General features: G+C 62.3%; 19 protein-coding genes. 16 read left to right on the top strand and 3 right to left on the bottom strand.

The genetic code is table 11. The annotated features are described in order from the left end of the window. The first annotated feature begins 11 nt into the window (after positions 1-11). The 5 genes from NTD84_RS20225 (at position 12) to NTD84_RS20205 (ending at position 6,976) form a co-directional block, all read left to right on the top strand. Positions 12-932, top strand: a complete 921-nt coding sequence (locus NTD84_RS20225) for a LysR family transcriptional regulator (RefSeq protein WP_262169069.1) — start codon at positions 12-14, stop codon at positions 930-932. 133 nt (positions 933-1,065) lie between these two features. Continuing rightward, positions 1,066-2,598: an MFS transporter gene (locus tag NTD84_RS20220; RefSeq protein ID WP_262169066.1), complete on the top strand. Its 1,533-nt coding sequence runs from the start codon at positions 1,066-1,068 to the stop codon at positions 2,596-2,598. 26 nt (positions 2,599-2,624) lie between these two features. Further along, the gene (locus tag NTD84_RS20215; protein WP_262169064.1) at positions 2,625-3,689 is read left to right on the top strand and encodes an HlyD family secretion protein; all 1,065 of its coding nucleotides are present in this window, start codon (positions 2,625-2,627) and stop codon (positions 3,687-3,689) included. Further along, the gene (locus NTD84_RS20210) at positions 3,686-5,233 is read left to right on the top strand and encodes an efflux transporter outer membrane subunit (protein ID WP_262169062.1); all 1,548 of its coding nucleotides are present in this window, start codon (positions 3,686-3,688) and stop codon (positions 5,231-5,233) included. The genes NTD84_RS20215 and NTD84_RS20210 overlap by 4 nt, the downstream gene beginning before the upstream one ends. Before the next feature lie 174 nt (positions 5,234-5,407). Then, a complete protein-coding gene (locus NTD84_RS20205) occupies positions 5,408-6,976 on the top strand; it encodes a glycosyltransferase family 39 protein (protein WP_262169060.1) in 1,569 nt (522 codons plus the stop codon). A gap of 27 nt (positions 6,977-7,003) precedes the next feature. On the opposite strand, the gene NTD84_RS20200 is transcribed toward NTD84_RS20205, so the two are convergent. Continuing rightward, a complete protein-coding gene (locus NTD84_RS20200; RefSeq protein ID WP_262169057.1) occupies positions 7,004-7,762 on the bottom strand; it encodes a slipin family protein in 759 nt (252 codons plus the stop codon). A 2-nt stretch (positions 7,763-7,764) separates the two neighbouring features. Continuing rightward, positions 7,765-8,295: an NfeD family protein gene (locus NTD84_RS20195; protein WP_262169055.1), complete on the bottom strand. Its 531-nt coding sequence runs from the start codon at positions 8,293-8,295 to the stop codon at positions 7,765-7,767. Between the two features lie 266 nt (positions 8,296-8,561). Between NTD84_RS20195 and NTD84_RS20190 the strand changes: the two genes are divergently transcribed. The 9 genes from NTD84_RS20190 to NTD84_RS20150 all read left to right on the top strand — a co-directional run bounded on the left by NTD84_RS20190 (position 8,562) and on the right by NTD84_RS20150 (position 17,050). Beyond that, positions 8,562-9,023, top strand: coding sequence for an aminoacyl-tRNA deacylase (locus NTD84_RS20190; protein ID WP_262169052.1), 462 nt, complete (start codon positions 8,562-8,564; stop codon positions 9,021-9,023). 104 nt (positions 9,024-9,127) lie between these two features. Then, positions 9,128-9,373: a DUF2789 domain-containing protein gene (locus NTD84_RS20185; protein ID WP_262169050.1), complete on the top strand. Its 246-nt coding sequence runs from the start codon at positions 9,128-9,130 to the stop codon at positions 9,371-9,373. Between the two features lie 125 nt (positions 9,374-9,498). After that, complete coding sequence (locus NTD84_RS20180; protein ID WP_262169047.1) at positions 9,499-9,927, top strand: MarR family winged helix-turn-helix transcriptional regulator; 429 nt, start codon at positions 9,499-9,501, stop codon at positions 9,925-9,927. Then, positions 9,924-11,996 carry an FUSC family protein gene (locus tag NTD84_RS20175; RefSeq protein WP_262169043.1) on the top strand — a complete coding sequence of 691 codons (2,073 nt, stop codon included), beginning with the start codon at positions 9,924-9,926 and terminating at the stop codon, positions 11,994-11,996. Before NTD84_RS20180 ends, NTD84_RS20175 begins: the two co-directional genes overlap by 4 nt. Continuing rightward, positions 11,993-12,202, top strand: a complete 210-nt coding sequence (locus NTD84_RS20170; protein WP_008034684.1) for a DUF1656 domain-containing protein — start codon at positions 11,993-11,995, stop codon at positions 12,200-12,202. The genes NTD84_RS20175 and NTD84_RS20170 overlap by 4 nt, the downstream gene beginning before the upstream one ends. Continuing rightward, the gene (locus NTD84_RS20165; RefSeq protein WP_262169038.1) at positions 12,199-13,086 is read left to right on the top strand and encodes an HlyD family secretion protein; all 888 of its coding nucleotides are present in this window, start codon (positions 12,199-12,201) and stop codon (positions 13,084-13,086) included. Before NTD84_RS20170 ends, NTD84_RS20165 begins: the two co-directional genes overlap by 4 nt. Continuing rightward, complete coding sequence (locus NTD84_RS20160; RefSeq protein ID WP_262169036.1) at positions 13,083-14,531, top strand: efflux transporter outer membrane subunit; 1,449 nt, start codon at positions 13,083-13,085, stop codon at positions 14,529-14,531. Before NTD84_RS20165 ends, NTD84_RS20160 begins: the two co-directional genes overlap by 4 nt. A gap of 94 nt (positions 14,532-14,625) precedes the next feature. Then, on the top strand, positions 14,626-15,261 hold the full coding sequence (locus NTD84_RS20155; RefSeq protein WP_262169034.1) for an NADH:ubiquinone oxidoreductase subunit N: 636 nt from the start codon (positions 14,626-14,628) through the stop codon (positions 15,259-15,261). 283 nt (positions 15,262-15,544) lie between these two features. Next, on the top strand, positions 15,545-17,050 hold the full coding sequence (locus tag NTD84_RS20150; RefSeq protein WP_262169031.1) for a YdgA family protein: 1,506 nt from the start codon (positions 15,545-15,547) through the stop codon (positions 17,048-17,050). 3 nt (positions 17,051-17,053) lie between these two features. On the opposite strand, the gene NTD84_RS20145 is transcribed toward NTD84_RS20150, so the two are convergent. Next, on the bottom strand, positions 17,054-18,580 hold the full coding sequence (locus NTD84_RS20145; RefSeq protein ID WP_262169029.1) for an apoptosis inducing factor family protein: 1,527 nt from the start codon (positions 18,578-18,580) through the stop codon (positions 17,054-17,056). 139 nt (positions 18,581-18,719) lie between these two features. Between NTD84_RS20145 and NTD84_RS20140 the strand changes: the two genes are divergently transcribed. Both NTD84_RS20140 and NTD84_RS20135 read left to right on the top strand, forming a co-directional pair. After that, complete coding sequence (locus NTD84_RS20140) at positions 18,720-19,280, top strand: YbhB/YbcL family Raf kinase inhibitor-like protein (RefSeq protein WP_262169027.1); 561 nt, start codon at positions 18,720-18,722, stop codon at positions 19,278-19,280. Between the two features lie 81 nt (positions 19,281-19,361). After that, a complete protein-coding gene (locus NTD84_RS20135) occupies positions 19,362-19,622 on the top strand; it encodes a hypothetical protein (protein ID WP_262169101.1) in 261 nt (86 codons plus the stop codon). The last annotated feature ends 9 nt before the right edge of the window (positions 19,623-19,631 follow it).

The raw sequence follows: 19,631 nt of genomic DNA, 5'->3' as shown, positions 1-19,631 counted from the left end.
GAGTGCTTACCATGCAGCTACCGGACATGAACCTCTTGGTCGCCCTCGACGCCTTGCTTGACGAGGGCAGTGTGGTGGGCGCGGCGCGGCGGATGAATCTCAGTCCGGCGGCGATGAGCCGGACGTTGGCGCGGGTTCGCGAGGCCATCGGCGATCCGATCCTGGTGCGCGCCGGTCGGGGCCTGGTGCCGACGCCCAAGGCGTTGGCATTGCGCGAGCAAGTGCGGGACGTGGTGGAGCAGGCGGCGCTGCTGTTCCGCTCGGCGGATGACGTCGATCTGGGCAGTTTGCGCCGGCGCTTCAGCATTCGCGTCAACGATTTTTTTGTCGGCGTCTACGGTGGCAAGCTGTTCGACACGATGGAGCGTCAGGCGCCGTACTGCGAGTTGCGTTTTGTTCCCGAGGGCGACGGGGATGACGAGGCCCTGCGTGAAGGTCGCATCGATCTGAGCGTCAGCAACAATCGACCGGTGATGCCGGAAGTGAAGGTGCAGAACCTGTTCTCGACGCACTTTGTCGGCCTGGTGCGCGAGGACCATCCGCTGTTTGACGCGGAGATTACCGCCGAGCGCTTTTCCGGATTTTCCCACATCAGCATGTCTCGTCGTGGCATCGCTCGCGGTCCGATCGACACGGCGCTCAACGCCCTGGGCCTGGAGCGGCGGGTCGCGGTGATTGCGCCGAGTTTCCATGCGGCGATGTTTGCCTTGCCGGATTCCGACCTGATCCTCCCGGTGCCCAAGGAGGTCTTGCTGAGTGTGGCGCGGCTTGGCCTGAAGCTACGCTCATTCACGCTGCCGATACCCCTGCCGACCCTGATGCTGACCCAGGCCTGGCACCCACGTTTCGACAAGGACCCTGCGCATCGGTGGATGCGGGAGACGCTGAAAGCGTGTTGCGACGAGACATGGCTGGCGGCGCAACCGACCTGAAGGCCGCCCCGAATCCCTGTGGGAGTGGGCGTATTGTTGCGTCAGACACACTTATAAACTGCCAATAAGTTGATTTTCGTCAGTCCCCGGATTTCTTAAAATCCTCCGGTCCAAACCCCGGAGCTTGCAGTCCATGACTTCCCTCACGGCCCCGGCACCTCTCGCCGCGGCCAGCCCCGCCGTAGCGCCACCGGCCTTCGGCCCGCGGATCATCATCGGTCTGGTGGGCGTGTTGCTGGCAGTGCTGGTGTCGGGCCTCAACGAGATGGTGACCAAGGTCGCCCTCGCCGACATTCGCGGCGCCTTGGCCATCGGTTACGACGAAGGCACCTGGCTGGTTGCCTGTTACGCGGCGACCTCGGTGGCCGCGATGGCGTTTGCGCCATGGTGCGCGGTGACGTTCTCGCTGCGGCGCTTCACCCTCTATGCGATCAGCCTGTTCACCCTGCTGGGGGTGCTGTGCCCGTTCGCCCCGAACTACGAAAGCCTGCTGCTGATGCGCACCTTGCAAGGCCTGGCGGGCGGTGCGTTGCCACCGATGCTGATGACGGTCGCCCTGCGCTTTCTGCCGGCCAATGTGAAGTTGTATGGGCTGGCCGGTTACGCCCTGACCGCGACGTTCGGCCCTGGGCTCGGCACCCCGCTGGCCGGGTTATGGACCGAGCATGTCGGCTGGCAATGGACGTTCTGGCAAATCATCGCGCCGTGCCTGATCGCCATGGCCGCGGTGGCTTACGGCCTGCCCCAGGATCCCCTGCGCCTGGAACGCCTCAAACAATTCAACTGGCGCGGTCTGCTGCTGGGTTTTCCGGCGATCTGCATGCTGGTGATCGGCATTCTCCAGGGCAACCGTCTGGACTGGTTCGAGTCGAGCCTGATCTGCGGTTTGCTCGGCGGTGGGCTGGTGTTGATGGCGCTGTTCCTGATCAATGAATGGTCGCAGCCTATTCCGTTTTTCAAGATGCAGATGCTGGGCATCCGTAACCTGTCGTTCGCCTTGCTGACGCTGGCCGGGGTGCTGGTGATCCTGCTGGCGGTGATCATCATTCCCTCCAGTTACCTGGCGCAGGTGCAGGGTTATCGCCCGGTGCAGACCGCGCCGATCATGTTGCTGGCGGCGCTGCCGCAATTGATCGCGCTGCCATTGGTGGCGGCGCTGTGCAACTTCCGGTGGGTCGATTGCCGCTGGGTATTGGGGATTGGTCTGAGCATGCTGGCGTTGTCGTGCCTCGGTGGTTCGCAGCTGACCTCGGTGTGGATTCGCGATGATTTCTACGTGTTGCAACTGCTGCAGATCTTCGGGCAACCGATGGCGGTGTTGCCGCTGTTGATGCTGGCGACCGGCAGCATCCACCCGATGGAAGGCCCGTTCGCCTCGGCCTGGTTCAACACAGTGAAAGGCTTGTCGGCGGTGATCGCCACCGGTGTGATCGAGGCGCTGACCACCTCGCGGCTGCACTTTCACTCGACGATGCTGGTAGACCGCCTCGGCAACTCGCCGCTGGCCGACAGCGACAGCGCTGGCCTTGCGCACCGGCTGCATGAGCAGGCCGTGGTGCTCACCGCGTCGGATCTTTATCTGTGCATGGCCGGCATCGCCCTGGCGCTGATCCTGCTTATTTTCTGGCTGCCGACGCGGATGTTTCCGCCGCGTGCGCCGACCTGAATGCTCCACTGAAACCGAAGGTTTTTATGACGACTCAATCAACGAAAAAAGTAGCCGTGGGTGTCGCTGCCCTGGTGGCGGTTGGCGTATTGGTTTATCTGCTGGCGCCAGGAATGTTCGGCAAGCGCACGCAACAGACCACCAACGATGCCTTTGTCTCCGCAGACTTCACCTTGGTGGTGCCACGGGTCGCCGGGTTCATCAAGGAGGTGCTGGTGGAGGACAACCAGCAGGTCAAGGCTGGGCAATTGCTGGCGCTGATCGATGACCGGGATCTGCGCGCCGCCGCTCAAGCCGCCGACGCCGAAACCCTGGTCGCGCGGGCGCAGCTGCAAAACGCTCGGGCGACCCTTGAACGCCAGGCATCGGTGATCGCGCAGGCGCAAGCCACGGTGGTCTCGGCCAAGGCAGAAATGGCCTTCGCCGAACATGAACTGAACCGCTACGACCACCTCGCCGGAGTGGGCGCAGGCACGGTGCAAAACGCTCAGCAAGCGCGTACGCGTATCGACCAGTCCACGGCCCGGCTGGCGAATGCCACGGCGGTGCTGGCGGCGGAGCGCAAGCAAGTGGATATCCTGACCGCGCAACGCGACGCCGCCGACGGTGGCTTGAAACGCGCGCAAGCGGCGCTGGACATCGCCAATTACGAGCTGTCCTACACCCGCATCGTCGCGCCGCAGGACGGCATGGTCGGCGAGCGTGCGGTGCGGGTTGGCGCGTATGTCACGCCGGGCAGCAAGCTGCTGGCGGTGGTGCCGCTGACGCAGGCATATGTGGTCGCCAACTTCCAGGAAACCCAACTGACCAACGTGCAGCCGGGGCAGGATGTGCAAGTGCGGGTGGACAGCCTTGGCGGTGAAGCCCTGAGCGGCCACGTCGAAAGCATTGCGGCGGCCACCGGAGTGACGTTCGCTTCGGTCAAACCGGACAACGCCACCGGCAACTTCACCAAGGTGGTGCAACGGATTCCGGTGAAAATCGTCCTGGAGCCGGGACAACCGTTGGCTGAGCGGCTGCGGGTGGGAATGTCGGTAGAGGCGCGGATTGATACGGCGGGTGCCGGCAAGCATGAGGTTGCGCAGCGATGAAAATCTTCGTTGATCGGGCTGACGCCTTCGCGAACCGGCTTGCTCCCACAGGCAACCGCTTTTCAATGGGGGAGCGAGCCTGCTCGCGCAGAGGCCTTCAGCCACGACTGACCCTGTGCGCCCTGCTGGTGATGAGCCTTTCAGCCTGCACCGTCGGCCCGGACTTTCAGAAACCACAAGCGCAACAAATCACCGAATGGTCAAAACCGCAAAAAGCCGCCGGCAGCCAGGCCGTCGCCGAAACCATGGACGAGCGTTGGTGGGAGGTGTTCCAGGACTCGAAATTGTCGGCCCTGACCCAGCGCGCGCTGACTGATAACCTCGACCTGAAGCTCGCCAGCAGCCGCTTGCAGCAAAGTCGCGCGGCGCGCCAGGTGGTCACCGCCGACCGCTACCCCAACACCGCCGCCACCGGCGGCTACGGGCGTGAACGCAGCAGCGGCAAAGGCCTGGCCGATCCGTCGGGGAACAATGGCAACGCTGCATACAATTTGTGGGACGCCGGTTTTTCCGCCTCCTGGGAGCTGGATTTCTGGGGCCGTGTACGCCGCGAAACCGAAGCCGCCGACGCCACCCTGGAAGTCGCCGAAAACGATCAACGCGGCGTGTTGTTGTCGGTCCTCGCTGAAACGGCTCAGGACTACATCCAGCTGCGCGGCGTGCAGAGCACACGAGCGGTCACCGAGCAGAATCTTGATGTCGCGCGCCATAGCCTGAAACTGTCGCAATTGCGCCTGACCGACGGTGTCGCCACCGACCTCGACGTCGCCGAGGCCGCTGCGCAGGTCGCCGCCATCGAATCGCGCCTGCCAGCGCTGGAGCAGCGCCAATCCCAGCTGATCAATGCGCTGAGCCTGTTGATGGGCGAGCCGCCGCAAGCGCTGCACGCCGAGTTATCCACCGACGCTCCCGTGCCACAAACACCGCGTCAGGTCGCCATCGGTCTGCCGTCGCAACTGGCCGAGCGTCGCCCGGACATCCGTCAGGCCGAAGCCCGCTTGCATGCCGCCACCGCGAACATTGGCGTGGCCAAGGCAGATTTCTACCCGCGCATCACCCTGTCAGGCAACATCGCTTCACAGGCGCTGCAACTGAGCGATTTCGGTTCATGGGGGTCGCGGGCCTTCGGCATCGGCCCGCAAATCAGCCTGCCGCTGTTCGACGGTGGCCGCCTGCGCGGCGTCTTGAACCTGCGCGAAGCCCAGCAACAGGAAGCCGCCATCGCCTACCAGCAAACGGTGCTGCGCGCCTGGCATGAAATCGATGACCAACTGACCGCCTACAACGCCAGCCAACTGCGCCGTGACAGCCTCGCCGAAGCCGTGCGCCAGAACCAGATCGCCCTGCGCACCGCGCAGCAACAATATGTCGAAGGCGTGGTGGATTTCGTCAACGTCCTGACCGTGCAAGGCGAATTGCTCGCGACCCAGCAGCAATGGGTAGAAAGCTCGACCGGGGTGTCATTGGCGATGGTCGGGTTGTACAAGGCGTTGGGCGGGGGATGGGAGTCGGTGTATCCGGTAGGGGAGACGGCGCAGCGCTAATATTGCGGTCAGTTGAACTGGCTTTCCCACAGATCTGGATGAGTGCTCGCTCAAGGTTGATCCGTTCCCCATCAAATGTCGTTGGTCGCAAAGCCAGCATCGACGGTGAACGTACGCCGTCCTACAGTGATCAACAGGGTTCGTGGTCGGGGGCTCGTTTCCGGGGGAGATGCAATGGAGGCGCGCAGGGAAATGCCGTTGGGTGGTACTCAAGAGCCGCATGCTGCACCGGGTGTCTGGGCGACTGTCCAGCGCTGGTTGCGTTGGGCGCAGGAACATTGGCTGCTACCGATTCTGGCACTGGCGGCGCTGGTACGTTTCTACGACCTGACGGCGGCTGCCATCTGGGGCGACGAAGGATCCAGCCTGTTATTGAGTCAGTTTTCGCTGTCCGGCATCTGGCTGCACGCGGCCCATGATGTGCATCCACCGCTGTATTTTTTCCTGCTGCACGGCTGGATCGGGCTATTCGGCGACGGCATTTTTTCGATCCGCTGCCTCAGCGCAGTACCCGGTATCGTCACGGTTTGGCTCGGCGTGTGGCTGATGGACTTGCTCGCCACCCGCCGCGCGGCGCTGCTCGCGGGTTTCCTGCTGGCGCTGTTGCCCACGGCGGTGCGTTACAGCCAGGAAGTGCGCATGTATTCGTTGCTGGGCTTGTGGCTGATCGGCGCGACGATTGCCTTGGTCTACTGGATCAGGCGCCCGCACCGCCCCCGTTATCTGGTGGCGTACGCGCTGTTGATGACGGCCGCGTTCTACACCCATTACTTCACCGCGTTGTGCGTGCTCTGCCACTGGTTGTATCTGGGGTTGATTCGCGTGCAGCCGGGTTATCGCTTGCGGCATATTCAACGCCCCGGCTGGTGGCTGGCGAACGCGGCAATCGTGCTGTTGTTCCTGCCGTGGCTGCCAAGTCTGGTCGATCTGTTGCGACACATGGATCAGCTCAGGGCTAATGGCGACGTGGGCTGGGAATTGCCGGTCACGTTGAGCTCGCTGCCTTCCATGCTGTGGTCGTTCTTGATTCAGGACGATGGCGAAACCCTGCCCGCCTTGCTGTTCATTGCCTTGCCGTTGGCGCTCCTGGTGATTGCCGGCGTAGCGTTGGCGCGCGATCGCAGTGTATTTCGCGGCAGTGCGCTGCTGGTGATCTACACGGCGTTGCCGCTGCTGCTGGTGTTCGGCGTGTCGTTCATCACGCCGGTGTTCATTGAACGTTACCTGACCGCGTATGCACTGGGGCTGCCAATGATTGTCGCGCTGGCGGTGGATCGGCTGTATTCAAGCGCTCGGTTAGTGGCGCTGGCGGTATTGCTGCTGTTCATCGGCGTTGAGCTGGTAGGCCTGAAGAACAACGCCACGGTGGACCCGCAGGATCAGATCAATGTGATGGTCGACTACGTCAACCAGCACTTCGTGAGCGGCGACCGGATTGTCACCAGCGACATGCTCTGGTACCTCAGTTACGTCTACTACAACCGCACCGACACCCGCCCGTTGTTGTACACCCCGCCCTCGGCGAGTGGAGCTTCGACCCGGCCGAACGCCTATGGTTTTGGCACTCTGGTGACTGAGGACACCTACGTCGACAGCCTCGACAGGCTGGCCAATAACGGGCGAGTCTGGCTGATCGGCGCCGTCGATGGGCCGGATGAGTTTGCGCCGTTGCCCGCCGGCTGGCATCGCGTTAGCGAGACCCGCGCGGGCGGCGCCTATGCACGCTTGATCGTGCGGCCTTGAAGCTCGGGTTTAACCACGCCGAGGTATTCAGGGTTTCGACGACAAATCCGCCATGCCCTTGAGCAATTCGATCGGCAGCGGAAAAATAATGGTCGAGCTTTTATCCCCGGCGATCGAGCTCAGTGTCTGCATGTAGCGCAACTGCATGGCGCCCGGCTGACGGCCGAGCATTTCGGCGGCCTGCATGAGTTTTTCCGAGGCCTGCAATTCGCCTTCGGCGTGGATGACTTTGGCCCGGCGTTCCCGTTCGGCTTCGGCCTGTTTGGCGATGGCACGGACCATTGATTCGTTGAGGTCGACGTGCTTGATCTCGACGTTGGCGACCTTGATGCCCCAGGCATCGGTTTGCGCATCGAGTACCTGCTGGATATCGATGTTCAATCGTTCGCGCTCGGCCAGCAGCTCATCGAGTTCATGTTTACCGAGCACTGCGCGCAGGGTGGTCTGGGCCAGTTGGCTGGTGGCCATGAGAAAATCCTCGACCTGGATGATCGCCTTCTGCGGGTCGAGTACGCGGAAGTACAGCACCGCATTGACCTTGACCGAAACGTTGTCGCGGGTGATCACGTCTTGCGGCGGCACGTCGAGCACCACGGTACGCAGGTCGACGCGGACCATTTGCTGCACCACCGGAATCAGCAGGATCAGGCCGGGGCCTTTGACCTGCCAGAAGCGGCCGAGCTGGAACACCACCCCGCGCTCGTATTCACGCAGGATGCGAAACGTCGATCCCGCCAGTGCAATCACCAGCAGCAACAGCGCGGCAAAACCCAGTTGCAGGCCCATGGTCATTCTCCACCCGGCGCCGCGTCAGTCGCGGCCACTTGCAGCAGTAATCCCTTGCGTGCCACCACCCGGACCCGTTGTCCGGGTTGCAGGGGCGTGGCGCTGAGTACTTGCCATTGTTCACCTTGCAGGTGCACCCAGCCGTTGCAGGCATTGCCGGGTTGCAGCGACATCACCGGCGTCACGCTGCCCACCAGTCCGGCGTCGCCACTGACGGTGTGGCGCGGTCGGGTTTTCAGGGCGTGGATCAGTAGGAACACCAGCAGCAATGCACTGATCAGTCCCAGACCGATCATCAACGGAACGGGTACTTCGGTGTTGGTCAGGATCACAGCGCCGATGACGAACATCACGATTCCGCCCAGCCCGATCACACCGTAATTGGGCAGCGCTGCCTCGGCGATCAGAAACACGATGCCGAAGGTGATCAGCCAGATCCCGGCGGGATTGGACACCAGCACGACGGTGTCCGCCGCGAGCGCCGATCCGCTCAGGGCCAATAGCAACGCCACTGCACACCACCTAATGTTCACGTGACCCTCCCTGTTGGAGCGAGCTTGCTCCGGGCAGCCTTCCGACGATGAACGGAAAACGCCGCGCTACGTCAGCTCATCGCTTCTTACAGTCTAGTCGAGCCGTCGGTTGTACGAATTTTGCTCAATTGTCGACAGGGTTCCAGCGGACAGATTTCCCGCGCGATGCGCTCAGCGGGCCTAGACTTTTCATTGGAGAGAAAAGTCGTTGGAGAGAAAAGGTTCATCCATCGTCCGGAACGCTGTTACGAACACCGAGGTGCATCATGCGCATGGCAAGAACCGTGCAGAGCAGCCTGGAAAAGGCCCACTGCGAATTTGACATCGTCACCCATCCCCACTCGGCCAGCAGCCTTGAAACGGCGCGGGTCGCGGGTATTCCCGCCGAACGGGTGGCCAAGTCGGTGATCCTCGACGACCACCATGGCCATTACCTGATGGCCGTGCTACCGGCGAGTCGTCATCTGGACCTGAGTAAAGTGCGCAGCAGCGGCGAATGGCAGATCACCCGGGAAAGCACCCTGGCGCATCTGTTCGACGACTGTGAACGTGGCGCCGTGCCGGCACTGGGCGAGTCCTATGGCCTGGAGATGGTCATCGACCCACTGCTGACCCGGCAGAAAGACATCTACCTGGAAGCCGGCAACCACAACCACCTGTTGCACATGAGCATGCCGGAGTACCTGAAAATGGTGCCGCATGCAGAGGTGCGGGAGTTGAGTCATTGAGTTTTATGGCGTCTCTTCAAGCGTCTTCGCGGGCGGTGCTCTGACGTGCCCGCGATTGACTGCGCAGCGGTCACCCCTCATTAGCCATTCAACAGGAGCCCGACATGCAATCCCCCACCCACAGCCTCCCCTCCCTGTTCAAGCAACTCGGCCTGGACAACGACCCGGTCAGCATCGACCAATTCATCGCCACCCATTCACCCCTCAAACCGGAACTGCACCTGGCGGACGCTTTTTTCTGGACCCAGAGCCAGGCTGCTTTTTTACGGGATGAGATTCTGGATGACGCGGATTGGGCGGAGGTGGTGGATCAATTGAATGTGTTGTTGCGCAAGGGGCGCAGTGGTTGAAAGCTGAACAGTCGCCTAAAAATTGTTTCAAAACTTGACCACCTTTCCTCTCCAATGCGATATTGATAGTTAGCAAACTAACAGTGTGTTTTTTCTCCGTGCCGAAAAACCTCGACGCTCTCCAGATGAACATCAGCAGCTCCATGGTGGTGGCCGCCAGGCATTGGCGGAAGATCTGCCAGACCACGCTGGTCAACTATGGAATCTCCGAAGCCTGCGCCGTCCCGTTGCTGATGATCGGGCGTCTGGGCGAGGGCGTCCGGCAGGTGACGGTGGCGCAGGCGGCCGGGATGGAGAGCCCGTCCCTGGTGCGTCTGCTCGATCAGTTATGCCATGCCGGCTACGTGCTTCGCACCGAGGATGCCCATGATCGCCGCGCCAAATGCCTGAGCCTGACCGACACCGGCCGGGAGCTGGTGCAGGCGGTTGAAATCGAATTGGTGCGCTTGCGCAACGAAGTGCTGGAAGGCATCGCCCCGAGTGACCTGGAAGCGGCGTTGCGGGTGTTGAAAGCGTTCGAAGCGGCCAACGCGCCCTCCGTGGTGAACCCTTGAGCGGATTCTTCACCGGCGTTCCCCCGGCGCGCGACTGGTTCTACGGTGTGCGCACCTTTGCGGCCTCGATGATTGCGTTGTACATCGCCATGCTCATGCAGATGCCGCGTCCGTATTGGGCGATGGCCACGGTTTATATCGTTTCGAGTCCCTTCGTCGGCCCAACCAGTTCCAAGGCGCTGTACCGCGCGGTCGGTACGTTTCTGGGCGCGGCGGCGGCGGTTTTTTTCGTGCCGATGTTTGTACAGAGCCCGTATGTGTTGGTGGTGGTCATCGCGCTATGGACCGGGATTCTGCTGTTCCTGTCGCTGCACCTGCGCACCGCCAACAGTTACGCCCTGATGCTCGCCGGCTACACTTTGCCGCTGATCGCGCTGCCGGTGGTGGATAACCCGCTGGCAGTGTGGGACGTCGCCGAGGCGCGGACCGAGGAGATCTTCCTCGGCATCGCTGTCGCGGCGGTGGTGGGCGCGATGTTCTGGCCGCGTCGATTGGCGCCGGTGTTCAACGATTCGGTGAGCAAATGGTTCGCCGATGCCTCGACCTACAGCCTGCGTTTCCTCAGCCGCAATGTGCAGCCGGATGAAGTCAGCGCGCTGCGAGCATCGATGGTCGCTACCTTCAATACCCTGGAATTGATGATCGGCCAGCTGCCCCACGAGGGCTCGCGTCCGCAGACCGTGCGCAACACCAAGGAGCTGCGCGGTCGGATGATCCATCTGTTGCCGGTGATCGATGCCCTCGACGATGCACTCTATGCCCTTGAGCGGCGCACGCCGGAGCTGGTGGACAAATTCGCACCGCTGCTCGACGCAACCACCGAATGGCTTGAGCACAAGGACGCCGACCTGGCTCGCTGGCAAGCGCTGAAAGCTCAACTCGATGCGCTGCAACCTTCCGCCGAAGCGCTGGATGATCGCAAGCAGCTGCTGTTCTCCAACGCCTTGTATCGCCTCGGTGAATGGATCGATGTGTGGCAAGACTGCCGCAGCCTGCAATACGCCATCGAGTGTGAAAGCCAGGACAGTTGGCGCGCGGTGTATCGGCATTGGCGGCTGGGCCGCCTGTCGCCGTTTCTCGATCGCGGGTTGATGCTTTACTCGGCGGCGTCGACGGTGACCGCGATCATCGTCGCCTCGGTGCTGTGGATTCTGCTCGGCTGGACCGATGGCGGTGCCGCGGTGATCCTGGCGGCGGTGGCGTGCAGTTTCTTCGCCTCGATGGACGACCCGGCGCCGCAGATCTACCGGTTCTTTTTCTGGACGGCGATGTCGGTGCTGTTTGCCAGTCTTTACCTGTTTCTGGTGCTGCCCAACCTGCATGATTTCCCGATGCTGGTGCTGGCGTTTTCCGTGCCGTTCATTTGCATCGGCACGCTGACGGTCAAGCCGCAGTTTTACCTGGGCATGCTGCTGACCCTGGTCAACACCTCGTCCTTCATCAGCATCCAGGGCGCTTACGATGCGGACTTCTTCAGCTTCGTCAATTCGAACTTGGCCGGCCCCGTCGGTCTGCTGTTCGCCTTTATCTGGACGTTGATCGCCCGGCCATTCGGCGCGGAACTGGCGGCCAAGCGCCTGACCCGTTTCAGCTGGCGTGACATCGTCAGCCTGACCGAGCCGGCCTCGCTGGCGGAACACCGGCAGTTGGGCGTGCAGGTTCTCGATCGCCTGATGCAGCATCTGCCGCGCCTGGCCATGACCGGGCAGGACACCGGCATCGCGTTGCGCGAAGTGCGCGTGGCGCTGAACCTGCTCGACCTTTTGGCCTACACCCCGCGAGTGCTCGGCGTGCCGCAGGTGCTGCTGCATCAGGTGGTGGCCGAGGTCGGCGAATATTTCAAGGCGTGCCTCAAGGCCGGCGAACGTTTGCCGGCGCCCAGCGCATTGCTGATGACCATGGACCGCACGCGTCGCGCCCTGAACCGCGATTGCGATGATGGTGCCCGCTTGCATCTGCTGCACGCCCTGAGCGGCCTGCGCCTGGCCTTGCTGCCCGGCGTTGAATTCCTCGGCAGCGGCGAACTCGAAGAACCGCTTCCCCATGGCATCGATGGAGCGCCTTTATGATCGGTGATCTGGATATCAGCGGGGTGTTCCTGCCCACGCTGCTGGTGCTGATGGGCATTACCTACGTGATTTACCTGCTGGTGCACGGGTTGCTGACGCGCTTGCACTTTTACCGTCTGGTCTGGCACCGGGCATTGTTCAACGTGGCTCTCTACGCCTTGCTGCTCGGCGCCGTGGATTCACTCAGTCGATACCTGATGACATGAAAAAACCTGTTTTGACTCTAGGCCGCGTGGTCCTGACGCTGTTGATCGTGACCTTCGCCGTTGTCGTGGTCTGGCGCATGGTCATGTACTACATGTTCGCGCCGTGGACCCGGGACGGGCACATCCGTGCCGACATCGTGCAGATCGCGCCGGACGTGTCCGGGCTGATCCAGCAGGTGGACGTGCGCGACAACCAGTTGGTGAAGCGCGGCCAGGTGTTGTTCAGCATCGATCAGGACCGTTTCAAACTGGCGCTGCGCCAGGCCAAGGCGGCGGTCGCCGACCGTCAGGAAACCCTCGCGCAAGCGCAGCGCGAAGCCAAGCGTAATCGCGGCCTCGGCAATCTGGTGCCAGGCGAGCAACTGGAAGAAAGCAACTCGCGGGTCGCTCGCGCCGAAGTGGCATTGATGGAGGCGCAAGTGGCGGTGGACAGCGCCCAGCTCAACCTTGACCGTTCGACGATCCGCAGCCCGGTGGACGGTTACGTCAACGACCGGGCGCCACGCGCGCAGGAATTCGTCAACGCGGGCCGGCCGGTGTTGTCGGTGGTGGACAGTAACTCGTTCCACATCGACGGCTATTTCGAAGAAACCAAACTCGACGGCATTCATGTCGGCCAGTCGGTCGATATCCGCGTGATCGGCGACCGTGCCCGCCTGCGTGGCCATGTGGAAAGCATCGTCGCCGGTATCGAAGACCGCGACCGCAGCAGCGGCAGCAACTTGCTGCCGAACGTCAATCCTGCGTTCAGCTGGGTACGGCTGGCCCAGCGGATTCCGGTGCGGATCGCCTTCGATGACGTGCCGGACGACTTCCGCATGATTGCCGGACGGACGGCGACGGTGTCGATCGTCGACGACCAGCACCAGGAGCCGGCCAAATGAGCAAGGCCTCGGGTTTGGCGGTGGCCGGATTGGGCCTGTTGCTGTCGGCGTGTCAGGTGGTCGGGCCGGATTATCACTTGCCGGACGAAGCCGCCGTGCATCGCGAAGATTTGCAGGGCGACCTGGCGGTGAACGACAGGAATGTCGTGTCGGCGCCGGTGCCCGGCGACTGGTGGCGTCTGTATAAAGACCCGCGCCTCGATCAGTTGGTGCAGCAAGCCATGGCCTCCAATACCGACCTGCGCGTGGCGGCGGCCAATCTGTCCCGAGCCCGCGCTCAGGTCGACGAAGCCCAGGCGGCTGGCGGTTGGAGTGGCGGTGTAAAAATGGGCGCACAGCGCTTGCAGGAATCCGGCGAGGCTTTCCTGCTGCCGGAGAAAGTGCCGGTGGCGAACGTGGGCGACATCGGCATTACCACCTCGTATCAGTTCGATCTGTTCGGCACCTTGCAACGTGGCATCGAAGCGGCCAAGGCCAATGCCGATGCCACGCAAGCCGCTGCGGACACCGCGCGAATCACCTTGGTGGCGGACGTCGTGCGGGCGTATACCCAGGTCTGCGCGGCCAACGAAGAACGGGAAATCGCCCAGCACTCCCTCGACCTGCAGGCCCAGGGCACCACGCTGATCCAGCGTCTGCGTGACGCCGGACGCGGCGATGAAACCCAGGTCACCCGTTCGCAAACCCAATTCAAATCACTGCGCGCCGACATGCCGCGCTATGAAGCGGCGCGTCAGGCCGGATTGTTCCGCCTGTCGATGCTGCTGGCCAAACCGCTCGACCAGTTGCCCGCCGGCACCAGCGACTGCGCCGAGCTGCCAAAGATTGCGCAACTGTTGCCGGTCGGCGACGGCGCAACCTTGCTCAAGCGCCGCCCCGATGTGCGCCAGGCCGAGCGCCGGCTCGCGGCCGCGACCGCCGGCATCGGCATTGCCACCGGCGAGTTGTACCCGGACATCAGCATCGGCGCGACGGTCGGCACGGTAGGCATTCTGGAAAATCTCGGCAAACCGGCGACCAACCGCTGGGGCTTCGGCCCATTGCTGACCTGGACCGTGCCGTCCAACGGCTCCCGCGCGCGCATCCGCGAGGCTGAAGCGGCGAGCCAGGGCGCGCTGGCGCATTTCGACGGCGTGGTGCTCAACGCCATTCGGGAGACCCAGACCGGCCTGGCCCAATATTCCGCGATGCTGCAACGTCGCGATGCCCTGGCGGATGCCGAGCAATCGGCGCAACTGGCGGCGGACCAGACGCACCGCTTCTTCCAGGCCGGTCGCGCCTCGTTCCTCGCCGACCTGCAAGCGACCCGCACGTACACCGATGTGCGGGCGCAACTGGCCGCCGCCAACACCCAGGTCGCCATGAGCCAGATCGATCTGTTCCTGGCGCTGGGCGGCGGCTGGGAAAGCGGACGAACGCAAGGCTCGAATACCGGCAAACCCTGAGGCCGTTGCTATGCTTTGATGTGTTGGGCTGACGCGCCACGAGCCACGCCAGTCCACTGATCAAGGCTCGCGTTGGTCATGGGGATTAAAAATAATGAAAAACCCTTATGCTCCCGGCTTCTGGTGCGCTATTGCGGCATTGGTCTTGCTGTCGGCCACCTATTTCTACGGCATCATGCTGGCGCACCAGATCGACAAGGCGCTGGTGTTCCTCGACAGCGCCGCTGCGCTGATCGCCGTGATGGCCATCGTCGTGGTGGCCTGGGCGTCGTTCCAGGGTCAGCGCATCAAAAAAAGACAACTCGAACAAGGCAAGACCCTGGTGCTGATCTGGGACACCAAGGTGGCGTTGCGTCGGGTCGAAACGGTGTTCGACCGGTATTTCTGGGGCAGCTACTGGCAACCGGGGCGCACGTTCCAGGAAGTCATGGGCGAACTCACCGGCACCCCGCTGGAAAAAAGCCTCGAAACGTTGAAGAAACAGTGCCTGGCTCTCGACAAGCAAGTGTCGGAGGACGGCTGGCATTGGCTGAACAACGCCCGTGAACTCTCCGATGTCGCCTCCGCCATGGCCCGCGAACGTTATCAGCTGGACTTCTGCGACCCGCGCGCGGACGTGACGGGCGGGGCGGTGATCAATCGGGATTTCGAAGTGCTGGTGTATACGTGGACGGCGCGGCTGAAAAGCTTTGATCATCAGCTGGACGAGATGGAAGTCCAGTATTCCTGATGCTCTATCGTCAGTTCTGACGCCTTCGCGAGCATGCCCGCTCCCAACAGGGGCCTCACTGGACCTGTGGGAGCGGGCATGCTCGCGAAGGCGATTTCATGCCCGCCGAAACTCTCGTCCCCTCCGCGCAGTCCATAGACACTCTTTAACCTTTAAACATTGGGCCGCGCGGTGCGCCTGATGCTAATCTCCATCGCACTTTCAGCGCAGTCGTGACCGCAACCCGTCTTGGGTTCAGGGAAGACGACCACATTTTCAACCACGGACATTGATCGGGTCATTCATGAATAAATCAGCAGGCGTGCTTCTTGGAATTGTCGTGGCCATCGGTGCAATCAGCGTCGGCGGTGCCTGGTACACCGGCACCAAGCTCGAAGGGGTGCTGAACACCTCGATCGCCGACGCCAACAAGGAACTGCAAGCCGCGCTGGTCGGCTCCAACGGCACCGCATCGCTGGAACTGGTATCGCTCGAGCGCCACGTGTTCAGCAGCACCGCGCACTACCGTCTCAAGGGCCAGGGCGAGGTATTCGGCGAGGCGCCGGTCGAATTGCTTTTCGTCGACCATATCGAACACGGCCCGCTGCCGTTCTCGCGCCTGGCGTCGCTGAAATTGCTGCCGGTCATGGCCACCAGTCACTACGAGCTGGAAAGGACCCCGGTCACCGAGAAGTGGTTCGCCGCCGCCAAGGACAAGTCGCCGCTCACCGGCGTGGTCAACATCGGTTACGACAACGCCACCAACGGCACCCTCGAGCTGCTGCCGCTGGATGTGGCGCTGGACGCCAAGTCCCACCTGAAATTCTCCGGCCTTAACCTCGACGTCGCGGCCAGCGCCCAGGCGCAGAAAGTCAAAGCTGACGGCTACATGGACAACTTCACGCTGACCACCGTCGATGAAAACCAGACGCCGGTCAACATCGAGTTGAGCGGCCTGACCCTGGCCAGCAACCTGGTGAAAAGCACCTACGGCTACTACACCGGCGACAATACCGTCGAGCTGACTGACAGCAAGACTACGTTCGGCGCGCAACAGTCGGTGCTGGGCATCAAGAAATTCGAGATGAAGAACCAGACCGAGGAATCGGGCACCAGCGCTTCCGGGCGCGCCGATTACAAGATTGGTGAAGTGTCCCTGAACGGCAAGACGGTCGGCTCCGCGCAGATGGCCATGAGCCTGAAGAACCTCGACATCCCGTCAACGATGTCGCTGATGCAGATTTATCAAACCAAACTGCAGCCATACGAAAAAGCCGCCGCCGAAGCGACGGCTGCCGGTGAGCCGGCCCCAGAACTGGTGTTGACCCCGGAAGAAGAAGCCCAGGTGAAAGCTGGCCTGGAGAAACTGCTTGCCGCCGGTCCGCAGGTGGCGCTGGAGAACCTGTCGTTCACCACCGCCAACGGTGAAAGCCGCGCCAATCTGGTGCTGGACCTGACCAAACCGCAATCCATGGACCTGCCGCCCGATCAGTTGATCAAGCAGCTGATCGCCCTGCTCGACGTCAACATCCAGGTGTCGAAACCCATGCTGGTTGATGTGCTCAGCGTCCAGGGGCAACTCGACGGTCAGACTGACGCCAAGGTCATCGCCGATCAGGCGACGGCCACCGCTGACATGTTCGGCGCCATGGCCGTCGGCACCCAGTTCGCCAAACTGGATGGCAATAACGTCGTCAGCAAGTTGCACTACGCCAATAATCAGGTGGAGTTCAACGGCCAGAAAATGACCGTTGAAGAGTTTGTCGGCTTCGTGATGGGCAAGCTCGGCGGCGCTGGCGTTGTCCAGTAAGGCCTAAACGTCGCGAATCAGCAACCACGCCTCGTCAATCGACAACGGCTGCTTCATCCGTTCGGCCAGCATCGCCATCGCCCGTTCTTCATCACAGGCGATGGCGGCTGCAACAACGCCGTTGCTGCCGAACAGGCCGATAAACGGTGGATGGTAAGGATCGCCCTTGAACTCGACCTCGTCCCAGGCTTCGGCATGTCCGAGGTAGTCGTAGTTCTTGCCGAAATGCCAGGTCCAGAAGTACGGCACATCCAGGTAATGCTCGTCGCCACCCAGCATATTCGCCGCGGCAATCCGTGCGTGTTGCTGGGCCAGGCGCCAATGCTCGATCCGCCGCGGCTGGCCATTGAGTGGGAAAGTGGCGATGTCGCCCGCCGCCCACAGCCCTTCGGTCACGCGCATCCCGCCGTCGACCGTCAGTGAATGGTCCTTTTCCATGGGCAGACCGGCAAACGCATCAGTCGCCGGGCTGACGCCGATGCCGACCAGCACCAGGTCCGCCGGCAGGCGCTCACCGTTCTTCAATCGCACCGCTTCAACCTTGTCCGTGCCCTCGATCTGCTCGGCTTCGCTGTCGGTTTGAAACACCACGCCGTGCGCCACATGGCGGGCGCGAATGGCTTTGCCGACGGTTTCGCCGAACTGCTTGGCGAAGGGCACCTCGTGGCGAGCCAGCACGGTGACGTCCAGGCCATGTTCACGCAGGGCCCCGGCGGATTCCATGGCGATGAAGCTGTCGCCGATGATCACGGCTCGTTGGCCAGGTTGGGCCGCTGCCAGAATGTGTTGCGCCTGATCCTTCGAGCGCAGCACCAATACCTGCGGCAACTCGGCCCCCGGCAAGTCGAGCCGGTTAGGGGTGCCGCCGGTGGCGAGTAACGCGGCGTCATAGGTCAACGTCTGGCCGTCTTTCAGGCGTACGGTGCGATTCTGCGCATCCAGGCTCGCCACTTCACCGTTGACGCGCTCGATGCGTTGCTCGCGGTAAAAACTGTCATCCCGCAGCGGCGGCACTTCGTCTGGCGCCATCTCTCCTGCGATCACGAATTTGCTTAACACGGTTCGGTCATAACCGGCGTCGGGTTCACGGTCGACCAGCAGCACGCGGCCGCCGAAGCCTTTTTCGCGCAACGCCGCCGCACCCGCGGTGCCAGCGGCACCGGCACCGATAATCACGAAGGTGCGGTCATCATCAGCCGGCGGGGTGTGAGGATCCGGCAGCGGATGCTCGTCAACCCAGACTTCGTCCTCGCGCATTTCCAGGGGATAGCGCTTGAGGCTGTCCAGCGACGGCGGTTCACACAGTGCGCCATCTTCGATTCGATACGCGGCCTTGTGCCAGGGGCAAATCAGTCGTCCATGACACAACGCGCCCTCGGCCAACGGCGCACCGGCGTGGGGGCATTGACCCTGATAGGCGCGCAGTTGATCGCCGACCCGCAGCAAGACGATCTTGGTGTCACCGATCCGGACTTCCAGGCCACGGTTCTCGGGAACATCGGCGAAACGGGCGACGCGGTGCAGTGCCATGATCGCTCTCCTGGCGGGCGTTTCAGTTAAGAGTTTGGTGTTTATCCCGAGGTTCAGCCAAATCTCACTGCCACCGCACCAACGGTCCAGCTATAGTTTGCACGCCGACCACGGCCCCACCCGCACAAGGTGCTCCGGTATGACCCGATTGACCTCTCTGAACCCTTGGCTGGCGGCCGTTGCCGTCGCCCTTTGCGTGCAGTTTCCGGCACAGGCCGCGGAACGCTTCACCCTCAATATTCCGGGTGTTTCGGATAACCGTCTGTTCACCTCGGCGGAGGCCAGCGATGCGGCCGGCTGCGGCGGCAAGAACCAGTCTCCGGCCCTGAGCTGGAACGCCGGCCCGCCGGGCACGCAGAGCTACGCCATCGTCATGCACGACCCGGACGGCCAGAAAGGCTTGGGCGTCGACCACTGGATTCAATATGGGATCAAACCCACGACCCGGCAGATTCCGGCGGGCGTTGGTGCTAAATCGGCTTTTGAAGGCGTGGGCGGCAGCAACAGCAAAGGTTCTATCGGCTACATCGGGCCTTGCCCGCCGGTCGGCGACAGCTCTCATCACTACATCATCCAGCTCTACGCGCTCGATCTTGCTCCGGACGCTTTGCCAGCCGGGCTGACCCGCGCGCAATTGCTGGAAAAAATCAAAGGACACGTGCTGAAAAACAGCAGTGTGGTGCGGCGATATCACCGCTGACGTTTTTCAGTGGACTCAACCCGGGCTGGTGTTGCGCCCGGAGTTGAAGAAACGCAATCCGTCAGTGGCCAGCCATTTGGCATCGCTGCGCGAAACGCGCACTATCGCTTCATAGCCGATGCGTTGGAGGATGCCGTGGCAAAAAAAATCGATCGCATCGCCCAAATGCTCAACTGCCCGGAAAAGGGCAAGGAACTGCGGCGAGCCATTACCGAAAGTCGCAAGGAATTTCTTCTGGCAAAACAGGCCGAAGAGCCGCCGCAGGAGGACGTCCTCAATGAGGCCTCGTTCGAGGACGACGAGGATGACGAGTACGACGAATTCGACTGGACGACTGAGTGAGCGCGCAGC

Source organism: Pseudomonas sp. 14P_8.1_Bac3 (assembly GCF_025466085.1).
Lineage (GTDB): Bacteria > Pseudomonadota > Gammaproteobacteria > Pseudomonadales > Pseudomonadaceae > Aquipseudomonas.
The sequence above is the reverse complement of the archived record's forward strand: the minus strand, read 5'-3'. Positions and strand labels throughout refer to the sequence as shown.

What these genes read in the sequence shown, in the direction of transcription:
- NTD84_RS20225 (WP_262169069.1), top strand. Translation starts at nt 12, where the DNA reads ATGCAGCTACCGGACATGAACCTCTTGGTCGCCCTCGACGCCTTGCTT.
- NTD84_RS20220 (WP_262169066.1), top strand. Translation starts at nt 1,066, where the DNA reads ATGACTTCCCTCACGGCCCCGGCACCTCTCGCCGCGGCCAGCCCCGCC.
- NTD84_RS20215 (WP_262169064.1), top strand. Translation starts at nt 2,625, where the DNA reads ATGACGACTCAATCAACGAAAAAAGTAGCCGTGGGTGTCGCTGCCCTG.
- NTD84_RS20210 (WP_262169062.1), top strand. Translation starts at nt 3,686, where the DNA reads ATGAAAATCTTCGTTGATCGGGCTGACGCCTTCGCGAACCGGCTTGCT.
- NTD84_RS20205 (WP_262169060.1), top strand. Translation starts at nt 5,408, where the DNA reads ATGGAGGCGCGCAGGGAAATGCCGTTGGGTGGTACTCAAGAGCCGCAT.
- NTD84_RS20200 (WP_262169057.1), bottom strand. Translation starts at nt 7,762, where the DNA reads ATGGGCCTGCAACTGGGTTTTGCCGCGCTGTTGCTGCTGGTGATTGCA.
- NTD84_RS20190 (WP_262169052.1), top strand. Translation starts at nt 8,562, where the DNA reads ATGCGCATGGCAAGAACCGTGCAGAGCAGCCTGGAAAAGGCCCACTGC.
- NTD84_RS20185 (WP_262169050.1), top strand. Translation starts at nt 9,128, where the DNA reads ATGCAATCCCCCACCCACAGCCTCCCCTCCCTGTTCAAGCAACTCGGC.
- NTD84_RS20180 (WP_262169047.1), top strand. Translation starts at nt 9,499, where the DNA reads ATGAACATCAGCAGCTCCATGGTGGTGGCCGCCAGGCATTGGCGGAAG.
- NTD84_RS20170 (WP_008034684.1), top strand. Translation starts at nt 11,993, where the DNA reads ATGATCGGTGATCTGGATATCAGCGGGGTGTTCCTGCCCACGCTGCTG.
- NTD84_RS20165 (WP_262169038.1), top strand. Translation starts at nt 12,199, where the DNA reads ATGAAAAAACCTGTTTTGACTCTAGGCCGCGTGGTCCTGACGCTGTTG.
- NTD84_RS20160 (WP_262169036.1), top strand. Translation starts at nt 13,083, where the DNA reads ATGAGCAAGGCCTCGGGTTTGGCGGTGGCCGGATTGGGCCTGTTGCTG.
- NTD84_RS20155 (WP_262169034.1), top strand. Translation starts at nt 14,626, where the DNA reads ATGAAAAACCCTTATGCTCCCGGCTTCTGGTGCGCTATTGCGGCATTG.
- NTD84_RS20150 (WP_262169031.1), top strand. Translation starts at nt 15,545, where the DNA reads ATGAATAAATCAGCAGGCGTGCTTCTTGGAATTGTCGTGGCCATCGGT.
- NTD84_RS20145 (WP_262169029.1), bottom strand. Translation starts at nt 18,580, where the DNA reads ATGGCACTGCACCGCGTCGCCCGTTTCGCCGATGTTCCCGAGAACCGT.
- NTD84_RS20140 (WP_262169027.1), top strand. Translation starts at nt 18,720, where the DNA reads ATGACCCGATTGACCTCTCTGAACCCTTGGCTGGCGGCCGTTGCCGTC.